We start from the raw sequence: 9,174 nt of genomic DNA, 5'->3' as shown, positions 1-9,174 counted from the left end.
CAATGATTTTCAGGTAAAAATTCACGGTTTGCGTATTGAGCTGGGCGAAATCGAGCAGCAACTGGGCCACTGTGCTGGCGTGGAAGGGGCGCTGGTGCAAGCCTGCGATGACGAGCAAGGCGATAAACGGCTGGTCGCCTGGGTAGTGGCAAAACCGGAAGCCCGTCTTGAGCAGCGGCTTCGCGAACAGCTGAAGGAAACCCTGCCCGATTATATGATCCCGTTCGCTATTGTACGGCTGGATGCCTTCCCGCTATCGCCCAACGGCAAACTGGACCGTAAAACGCTGCCGCAGCCCGTTTTACAGGCACGGAAGAGAAAACTTTTCTGCCGCCGAACGATGATGAAGAGCGGCTGCTGGCCGCGTGCTGGAGCGATCTATTGGGCGTTTCCCGGATTGGCCGCGACGATGACTTTTTCGAGCTTGGCGGTCATTCAATTCATGCGATCCAGTTGATGATGAGGTTGAAAAACCAGGGGATCGCAATAGAAATGAAAACGCTGCTCTCGCACGCTACGCTACGCCAACAGGCCAACGCTATTCGCACCGGTTATCAGGCTGAAAACCTGACCGCCTCGCCGCCGCCGCTGCAAAAGCTGCTTCAACACATGAACAGGTCGCAGACAGGGTTTCGTCTGCTTCAGCCACTGAATGTTCATACGGCCAGCCGTGACATGTGGATGGTGCATCCCGCCATTGTCGGCTGCGAGATCTATCAGGATCTGGCGCTAAGCCTTGAAGGCAACATGAACGTCATCGGGATTAATAACTACAACCTTTTTAACCAGCCTGTCGTGTCTGCCCTGCCCGCGCTGGCTGATTACTATTTGCAGCATATGTTGCAGCACGGCCTGCCGCAGGATCGGCCTGTTTATCTGCTCGGCTGGTCATTGGGCGGCATTATTGCGCTGGAAATCGCCGCGCAGCTGGAACGCGCCGGTTATCGGCATATCCACGTTTTTGTGTTGGACAGCCTTTACCAGACGGCTGTTCAGCAGCGCGTTACGCCAGGCATGCTGGGATCGCTGCTGGCGGCTATAGGCCTGCAAGGCGAAGCGGCCGAGCGTGTTATTCGCATTGAAGACACAGAGTTAAAGCTAAACGATCAACCGCTGAGTTCAGCGCTTCGTCATACCCGGGTAACGCTGTTCAAGGCCACAAAATTTGTAAGCTTAATTAATATCGATCGAAACGACGGGCATGAAATACTGGCGATGGCTGATAATGGATTAGGTCAAATTTGTCAGCACCTTAAAATTGTGCCGCTGGCAGCGGATCATCACTCTATTATCTCCTGCCATCAGGACATCATCGCCGCGCTAACCGACAACCGCGCGACAAAAAGCTCTACCGTATAATCGCTGCCTTGAGGGCCGCAAACACGGGCGTTTGCGGCGCTTTGCCGATGCGGGTAAGATAATCCCTCTGCCTGCATCTTTCCCTGCAACTTATTAAAATCAGAGTGATTTATACGGAAATGCAGCGCCCCTTCCCGTTCAGGAACAAGCATTTATGGAAAGCCGTAGCAGCGAGCGAGTAAAAAAACTGGCCCATGCGCTGAAGCGTACCGACAAGATCCATCTGAAAGAAGCGGCGGCGCTGCTGGGCGTTTCCGAAATGACGATTCGACGCGATCTTGGCGAACAGCCTTCTGCCGTAGTGCTGCTGGGCGGCTATATCGTCAGCGATCCTAAAGCGACCCAGCGCCACTACTTCGTTTCCGATCAGCAGGCACACAACGTAGAAAAGAAGCGGCGGCTGGGCCAGCTGGCGGCCACGCTTATCCAGCCCGGGGAAACGGTATTTTTTGACTGCGGCACCACCATGCCGTGGATTATCGATGCGATTGATAATGATCTGGAATTTATCGCTATCTGCTGCGCGGTCAACACTTTCCTGGCCCTGAAGGAAAAGCCCCGCTGTAAAGTCATCCTTAACGGTGGCGAGTTTCACGCCGATAACGCCATTTTTACCCCGCTGGGCCAGGGATCGGTTATCGATAATCTTTGCCCCGCCAAAGCCTTTATCTCTGCGGCAGGCATTGACGCGCATCAGGGCGTGACCTGTTTTAACCTCAACGAACTGCCGATGAAACATCAGGCTTTACAGCGTGCCAGCCAGCGTATTCTGGTGGCCGACAGCAGCAAATTTGGCAAGGTGCTGCCCGCCCGCATCGGCGATCTCTCGCTGTTCGATACCTTAGTCAGCGACAAAGCGGCACCGGAAGCCCTCGCCCGGCAGCTGGAACAGGCAGGCGTCGCGCAGTACCCTGGATAATCTGCCGCCTGCGTCTGTGATTGCCGGGTGAAACCAGCTAAACTTCGCTATCTGAGTGGGCAGCGACTGCCCCGGTTATTACACAGACACCAAGAGGCTCATCCTACGTGGCTCAATTCGTCTATAGCATGCATCGCGTCGGCAAAGTGGTTCCGCCGAAGCGTCATATTTTGAAAAACATCTCCCTGAGCTTTTTCCCTGGCGCAAAAATCGGCGTCCTGGGCTTAAACGGCGCGGGTAAATCTACGCTGCTGCGCATCATGGCCGGCATCGATAAAGATATCGAAGGGGAAGCCCGTCCGCAGCCCGGCATCAAGATCGGCTACCTGCCGCAGGAGCCGCAGCTCAACCTGGAGCATACCGTTCGTGAATCGGTTGAAGAAGCGCTGGCCGACGTCGTAGGCGCGCTGAAGCGTCTGGACGAAGTGTACGCGCTGTACGCGGAAGAAGACGCTGACTTCGATAAGCTGGCGGCCGAGCAGGGCCGTCTGGAAGAGATTATCCAGGCGCACGACGGCCATAACCTGAACACCCAGCTGGAACGCGCCGCGGATGCGCTGCGTCTGCCGGAGTGGGACGCGAAAATTGCTACCCTTTCCGGTGGTGAGCGTCGCCGCGTGGCGCTATGCCGTCTGCTGCTGGAAAAGCCGGACATGCTGCTGCTGGACGAACCCACCAACCACCTGGATGCCGAATCCGTGGCCTGGCTGGAGCGTTTCCTGCACGACTTCGAAGGCACCGTGGTCGCGATTACCCACGACCGTTACTTCCTGGATAACGTAGCAGGTTGGATCCTGGAGCTGGACCGCGGTGAAGGTATTCCGTGGGAAGGCAACTACTCCTCCTGGCTGGAGCAGAAAGATGCCCGCCTGGCGCAGGAAGCCTCAAGCGAAGCGGCTCGCCGTAAATCGATTGAGAAAGAGCTGGAGTGGGTGCGTGCCGGTACTAAAGGCCGTCAGTCTAAAGGCAAGGCGCGTTTGGCCCGCTTTGAAGAGCTGAACAGCACCGACTACCAGAAGCGTAACGAGACCAACGAACTCTTTATTCCACCAGGCGCACGTCTGGGCGATAAAGTGTTGGAAGTCAGCAACCTGCACAAATCCTATGGCGACCGCGTGCTGATTGACGATCTATCGTTCTCCGTGCCGAAAGGTGCGATTGTCGGCATTATCGGGCCGAACGGCGCGGGTAAATCAACGCTGTTCCGCATGATGTCCGGTCAGGAGCAGCCCGATTCCGGCAGCATCGTGCTGGGCGATACCGTGAAGCTGGCCTCGGTCGATCAGTTCCGTGACAGCATGGATAACTCAAAAACCGTTTGGGAAGAAGTGTCTGGCGGTCAGGACATCATGCGCATCGGCAATACCGAAATGCCAAGCCGTGCCTACGTTGGTCGCTTTAACTTTAAAGGCGTCGATCAGGGCAAACGCGTAGGCGAACTGTCCGGTGGTGAGCGCGGCCGTCTGCATCTGGCCAAGCTGCTGCAGGTCGGCGGCAACATGCTGCTGCTTGATGAGCCAACCAACGACCTGGACATCGAAACCCTGCGCGCGCTGGAAAACGCCCTGCTGGAGTTCCCTGGCTGTGCGATGGTTATCTCGCATGACCGCTGGTTCCTGGACCGTATTGCCACTCACATTCTGGATTATCAGGATGAAGGCAAGATTGAGTTCTTTGAAGGTAACTTTACCGAATACGAAGAATACAAGAAGCGTACGCTGGGTGCAGAAGCACTGGAGCCGAAACGCATCAAGTATAAGCGTATGGCGAAGTAACCTCACTGTGCCGTGCCGGGCTGTTTGCCGGCACGGCAAGTCACTTTTCCCTGTCTTTACCTTCCTCTAAACGGGCTTTCAGTCCGCCGTGCGTTCTAGCGATAAAATTCCCGAAAGATATCTGATTCCAGCGCAAAATCGACGAAGCGCACCAGCGCAGGCGTATTCAGCTTACGGCCCGGATAGACCAGCCACAATTCATTGCCTGCCGTTTTCCATGCTGGCAGCACCCTGACCAGCGAGCCTTCCGCCAGCGGTTTCTCCGCCAGAAATCTCGGCAGTAGCGTAATGCCCGCATCTTCCAGCGCACATTCTCTCGCGTACACCAGATTATCGGTGGTATGTACCGGCGGCAGCAGCCAGCGGTAAAACTCCTCATCTTTTTTCAGTAGCCACTCGTTCCATGCGCGATGCGCAATGCAGCGATGCTCCGCCAGCTGCTGCGGATGAGTAATTTCCTCATAGCGCGCCAGATAGCCAGGCGAGGCCACCAGCATGCGATCGCAGTAACCGATGCGCCTGCCAATAAGCGAAGAGTCCTGCGGCTGGCCGGTACGCAGCGCGATATCATAGCCTTCCTGCACAATATCCCGCACTTCATCCGACACGGAAACCTCCAGCGTCACCTCCGGATAAGCCTGCTGAAAAGCAGCATTAAACTGCGCCAGCAGCGTGGCGCCGATACCGGCTGGCGAGGTGATACGCAAGCGCCCGCTGGGATTGTCCCGCAGCCGGTCAATGGTCATGGTGGCTCTTTCGCTGGCCTGCAACATTTCCCGGCAATGGACCAGATAACGCTCCCCCGCATAGGTCAGATTTAACTGTCGGGTCGTGCGGTTAATCAGGCGCAATCCCAGCGCCTGTTCAAGGTGACTGATACGTTGGCTGACGCTTGATTTTGGCAGGCCTGCGCGCCTGGCTGCCCCGGTAAAACTGCCGCACTCGGCTACCATTGCAAAGAGAGCCATATCCTGCAGCTGTTTAAACATTATTGTTCACCTGAAACGAACACTGAGTTAGTAATTGTACGACTTATCATCGGTCTGTTGAGCATCTACACTCAATAACATAAATCCAGAAGGAGGTGTTATGACAATCCGAGCTATTGCTATTAATCCAGAAAAACCGGATCAATTTATTGAAATACAAACAGATAAGCGTGGCCCTGAAGGATACGATCTGCTGGTCGGGGTGAAAGCGGCCTCGGTGAATCCGGTAGATACCAAAGTCCATAAAGGCGCACAGAAAAATGGCCTTACCGAGCCGCGTATCCTGGGTTGGGACGCCAGCGGCGTGGTGCTGGAAGTGGGCAACAAGGCCAGTAATTTTAAAGTCGGCGACGAAGTTTACTACGCAGGCGATCTTACCCGTCCCGGCAGCAATGCCACGCATCAACTGATCGATTCCCGCATCGTCGGCCACAAGCCGACTTCGCTGGACTGGGCCGAATCTGCCGCTATTCCGCTGACTGCCCTGACGGCCTGGGAAGGCCTGTTTGACCGCCTGATGATTGATAAAGCAGAAGAAGGCAAAACGCTGCTGATCGTGGGCGGCGCGGGCGGCGTGGGTTCGCTGGCGATCCCTTTCGCTAAGCTACACAGCAAGGTCACCGTTATCGCCACGGCTTCCCGTCCCGACTCTGCACAATGGTGTAAAGATCGCGGCGCGGATCTCGTTATCGATTACAAAGATATGCCTGCAGAACTGGAAAAACAGGGGCTGAAGCAGGTTGATTACATTTTCTGCCTGAACGATACCGACGGTCACTGGGACACGCTGGCGCAGCTGATTGCCCCACAGGGACAAATCTGCACCATTGTGGAAAACGCAAAGCCGCTCAATATGGACCAGCTGAAGCTGAAAAGTGCCGCGCTGCACTGGGAGCTTATGTATACCCGCAGCATGTATAACACGCCGGATATCGCTCGCCAGGGTGAAATTCTGGACGCTACCGCGAAGCTGCTGGACGAAGGTAAAGTCACTACATCACTGAGCAAGACGCTGCATGGGTTGAGCGTGGAAACGCTAACCGAAGCACACAATCTGGTGCTGGAAGGCCATATGCGCGGTAAAGTGGTGATGGTTTACTGAGCGGATTGCCTGCCCACCCCGGACGCAAAAAAACGTGCCGTTGACAGTGACGGCCGGTGAAAGCAAAAAGAAGCCCAGGGCGTGCTGCTCAGGTTAGCGTTTTGACCACCGCAACGTGCGGGCCGTCAGCAGAACGTCCTGCTCCTAAAGAATCGTGATGCGTCAGAGATCCGGCATCGCTCTGTGGCGTCTGTGATACGGGCAGCGCACAGGGTTTACCCATGCGTCTGACCGGCTACATCTGTCCGTCACGCCAGACGAGATGACGTACAAAGGCTTTTTACAGAGCCGTCAGGTAATGCTGACGGCTCTTTTTTTGCCTGCGCGATCTGCCGCTTCTGTGAGCTGTCCCGCAGCCGCTTAGCCAGATGCCAAAATTTCCTCCCCCATCCCCCGCTATCCCTGGGCGACTGTACGATGCTCCCGCCTGGCCGCTTTTTTATACTGAAACGGCAACAGTCAGCTGGCGCCCATAACTCCGATTACAAGCCGCTGTCTCTCCTCCCCTACCTGATGAGGTTTATGGCATGAAAATCAGTCACATTGAAGTGATCCGCCTTGCTATTCCTTTTGAAAGCGATCGTAGCGCGCCAGAGCAGCAGGAAACGGCCTGGAACGCCGCGTCGTCTGCGTTAAAGAAAATGGAAACACTGCTGGTGCGCATCACTACGGATGATGGCCGCCAGGGCTGGGGCGAAGGCTTTGGCCATTTATGCAACCCGGTAACGGCCCAGGCACTGGAATCGCTGGCTATCCCGCTTTTTCTTGGTAAACAGATGCCGGAAAGCCGCGAGGCGCTGACGGCGCTGGTCAGCGAGGCGGAGCAGGCGCTACACGCTTTTGGCCGCAGCGGGCCGGTACGCTATGCCCTGTCGGCGATAGATATTGCGCTGTGGGATTTACTGGGTCAGCATCTTGGCCAACCTTTGTGGCAGTTACTGGGCGCCACGCGCAAGGAAATTGGTCTGTATGCCAGCCTGGTCAGCTATAACAACCAGCCTGACGAAGTGGCTCATCAGGTCCGGCGGGCGTGGCAGGCAGGTTTTCACACGTTGAAGCTGCATGAGACTGATTACGCTGCCATCGCCGCCGCCAGGAACGCCTTGCCGCAGGAAGCCACCCTGATGGTCGACGTAAATTGCCCGTGGACGGTAGCGGAAGCCAGCGCCCGCGCTCGCCAGCTGGCGGAATTAAAGCTGGGCTGGCTGGAAGAACCGATCTGGCCACCGGATGACATCGCAGGCCTGGCGGCAGTCCGCCGCGCGGGCACGCCGATAGCCGCAGGGGAAAATGTCTGCGGCGACTGGGGGTTCGAACCGTTTTACCCTGCGGCGGCAGTCGACGTGTTGCAACCCAGCGTAGCGAAAGTAGGCGGTATCACCGCTATGCTGCGCGTGATGAAACAGGCTGCCGGGCACGGCATCAAGGTGGTGCCGCATTGTTTCTACTACGGCGCAGGCTTACTGGCGACGGCGCATCTGGTGGCCACCTTGCCACAGGATATTCTGCTGGAAGTGCCCTGGATCCGCTTTACGCCGCGGCTCTATCCGCAGCTGGATTTTACCCCCACGCTCACCCTTCCCACCACGCCAGGCCTGGGCTTTGTTCCCGACCCGACCGTGTTGAAAGATCATACCGTCAGTCATCTCACGTTAAGCGCGGAGGCCAGCCATGTTTAAAAATTATCGCAGCGTCGTGGCGCTGCTGCTGTTTTTCGCAGGCGTGCTGAACTATCTCGATCGCGCTGCCCTGTCAGTAATGGCGCCGTTGGTGAAAAAGGATTTACAGATTGATGATGCGCAGATGGGCATTCTGTTCAGCTGCTTTTTTATCGGCTATTGCCTGTTCTGCTTTCTGGGCGGCTGGGGCGCAGACCGCTACGGCCCGCGTAAGGTGTTTGGCTGGGCGGCGGCGATCTGGTCGCTGTTTTGCGGTGCAACGGCGCTGGCGGGCAGCTTTACGCACCTGCTGATCGTGCGCGTGCTATTTGGTATCGGCGAAGGGCCGATGGGCACCACCACCAATAAATCGATTTCTAACTGGTTCCCGCGTAAGGAAGTTGGCCGCGCCGTCGGCTTCACGAATGCCGGGCAGCCGCTGGGTGCTGCTATTGCCGCCCCCGTGGTGGGGCTGGTTGGGCTGCACTTTGGCTGGCGCGTCTCTTTTATCGTCATTGCCGCGCTGGGTTTTGTCTGGCTGGCTTTCTGGCTGTGGCTGTTCCGCGACAGGCCAGAACACCATCCGCGCGTTGGCGAGCCGGAGCGACAGATGATCGCTGCTCAGCGCCCTGCCACGCGCGTAGCGCCGGTCGGTAAGGCAAAAACGCCGCTCTGGCACTACGTGCTGTCGCTGCCGGTGTTGGGCGTTGCGGCGGCTTTTTTCTGCTTTAACTATATCCAGTTTTTCTTTCTGTCGTGGCTGCCCAGCTACCTGACCGATTTTCAGCATCTGGATATCAAAAGCATGAGTCTGATTGGCATTCTGCCGTGGCTGGGCGCGACCGTCGGCTTTATCGGCGGCGGCATGATTTCCGATGCGCTGTTTCGCCGCACCGGTAACTTTCTGCTGTCGCGCAAGCTGGTAATCTTTTGCGGGCTGGCGGTGGCCGCCGTCTGCGTGATGCTTACGGCCTGGGCCAGCAGCGTGACTCTGGCGGTCTCGCTGATTACGCTGGCCAGCGTGTTCGCCTATATGACGCCGCAAGCGTGCTGGTCACTGTTGCAGGATATTGTGCCCGCCGAGCGCATCGGCACCGCAGGCGGTTTTGTGCATCTGCTGGCGAACCTGGCGGGTATCCTGTCACCGGGCATCACCGGTTTTCTGATCCAGTATGGCGGCGGCTACTCGTCGGCCTTTTTACTGGCCAGCGTGCTGGCCCTGACCGGCATGGCGCTGCTGGGGCTGTTTGTGCGTGAGCGCAGCGTTAATGCATTGCGGGCGCTGGCTTAGTCCTTAGCAAGGGAGCGTCATCCGCTCCCTTCTTCGGTTTAGTCGCCGGTTGAACGCGCACCCAGCATTTCCTGCACCAGC

Annotated in this window: 9 protein-coding genes; 7 read left to right on the top strand and 2 right to left on the bottom strand. The window is 57.0% G+C overall.

Translation table 11 applies throughout. The features are described from left to right. From RTK32_RS14195 to ettA, 4 genes are all read left to right on the top strand, one after another. A partial coding sequence (locus tag RTK32_RS14195) for an AMP-binding enzyme (protein WP_312045026.1) occupies positions 1–457 on the top strand: 457 nt, incomplete at its 5' end. Then, the gene (locus RTK32_RS14190; protein WP_312045025.1) at positions 382–1,359 is read left to right on the top strand and encodes a thioesterase domain-containing protein; all 978 of its coding nucleotides are present in this window, start codon (positions 382–384) and stop codon (positions 1,357–1,359) included. The genes RTK32_RS14195 and RTK32_RS14190, both read left to right, overlap by 76 nt. A gap of 154 nt (positions 1,360–1,513) precedes the next feature. Beyond that, positions 1,514–2,278 (top strand): DNA-binding transcriptional repressor DeoR, encoded by a 765-nt coding sequence (deoR, locus tag RTK32_RS14185; RefSeq protein WP_312045023.1) that lies wholly within the window; start codon positions 1,514–1,516, stop codon positions 2,276–2,278. Between the two features lie 107 nt (positions 2,279–2,385). Beyond that, entirely contained in the window at positions 2,386–4,053 is a 1,668-nt protein-coding gene (gene ettA, locus RTK32_RS14180; protein ID WP_312045021.1) for an energy-dependent translational throttle protein EttA, read from the top strand. A 95-nt stretch (positions 4,054–4,148) separates the two neighbouring features. On the opposite strand, the gene RTK32_RS14175 is transcribed toward ettA, so the two are convergent. Further along, positions 4,149–5,045: a LysR family transcriptional regulator gene (locus RTK32_RS14175; RefSeq protein ID WP_312045027.1), complete on the bottom strand. Its 897-nt coding sequence runs from the start codon at positions 5,043–5,045 to the stop codon at positions 4,149–4,151. 97 nt (positions 5,046–5,142) lie between these two features. On the opposite strand from RTK32_RS14175, the gene RTK32_RS14170 reads away from it, so the two are divergent. Beyond that, positions 5,143–6,144: a zinc-binding alcohol dehydrogenase family protein gene (locus RTK32_RS14170; protein ID WP_312045019.1), complete on the top strand. Its 1,002-nt coding sequence runs from the start codon at positions 5,143–5,145 to the stop codon at positions 6,142–6,144. Positions 6,145–6,232: 88 nt separating this feature from the next. Here RTK32_RS14170 and RTK32_RS14165 read toward each other — a convergent pair whose 3' ends face one another. Next, complete coding sequence (locus RTK32_RS14165) at positions 6,233–6,367, bottom strand: hypothetical protein (protein WP_312045017.1); 135 nt, start codon at positions 6,365–6,367, stop codon at positions 6,233–6,235. A gap of 304 nt (positions 6,368–6,671) precedes the next feature. Here RTK32_RS14165 and RTK32_RS14160 point away from each other — a divergent pair, with 304 nt between their 5' ends. Continuing rightward, complete coding sequence (locus RTK32_RS14160) at positions 6,672–7,823, top strand: mandelate racemase/muconate lactonizing enzyme family protein (RefSeq protein WP_312045015.1); 1,152 nt, start codon at positions 6,672–6,674, stop codon at positions 7,821–7,823. Further along, positions 7,816–9,093 (top strand): MFS transporter, encoded by a 1,278-nt coding sequence (locus RTK32_RS14155; protein ID WP_312045013.1) that lies wholly within the window; start codon positions 7,816–7,818, stop codon positions 9,091–9,093. Before RTK32_RS14160 ends, RTK32_RS14155 begins: the two co-directional genes overlap by 8 nt. Positions 9,094–9,174: the final 81 nt, after the last annotated feature.

Origin of the sequence: Erwinia sp., assembly GCF_031978025.1 — a bacterium.
GTDB lineage: Bacteria > Pseudomonadota > Gammaproteobacteria > Enterobacterales > Enterobacteriaceae > Erwinia.
Note: the sequence above shows the minus strand (reverse complement) of the source record. Positions and strands in the feature narration are given on the sequence as shown.